The organism is Psychrobacter sp. 1Y4, from assembly GCF_051847555.1.
On record NZ_JBPYDE010000620.1, the window covers coordinates 1 to 675 of the forward strand.

General features: G+C 37.0%; 1 protein-coding gene. It reads left to right on the forward strand.

All coding sequences use genetic code 11. From position 1 onward, the window contains the following. Positions 1-359: 359 nt before the first annotated feature. Positions 360-675 (forward strand): Y-family DNA polymerase (locus ACS8FC_RS17940; RefSeq protein ID WP_459112981.1); only part of this gene is annotated, 316 nt, incomplete at its 3' end.

The following is a 675-nucleotide window of genomic DNA, read 5'->3' on the forward strand; positions in this document are numbered from 1 at the left end:
TTACCGTGCCTATTGCTGTGAATACTTATAGTTTAAAACTTTAATCTGCCAACTGTAATAGATGTCCATCAAATTTACGATGAGTGGCAGCTCTATTAAGACAGACGGTTTATTAAAATAAAATAACTTGACAAACCTCTTAATAAAAGGTGCTGATAGAAAACAACTGTTCGCTAATGTCAGCATAAGAGTTATAAAGCTGTTTTATTTACTGTACATAATCTTACACTATATTTAATTACTGATATATATCAATAATTAAATATTATCGTTATTTAGTCAAAAATTTATGGAAAAACCACTTTGGTCTCTAACAATTGATAATAGAAAAAGCCATTAATTCAGGTAAAATACTGAGTATGACAGACTCTAATCAATCGAATCCTCGTAAAATCATTCATATCGATATGGATGCTTTTTATGCCAGTGTGGAGCAGCGTGACTTTCCTGAATTACGTGGTAAACCATTGGTGGTTGGCGGTGATCCTAATGGTCGCGGTGTGGTTGCTGCTGCCAGTTATGAGGTGCGTCAATTTGGCGTACGCTCTGCGATGTCATGCTATGAAGCACGCAAACGTTGCCCAGAAGTGATATTTGTAAGACCGCGTTTCGAGGTTTATCGAGCGGTCAGTAGTGATATTCGCCGCATTATGCATAGTTTAACGCCCCATGTGG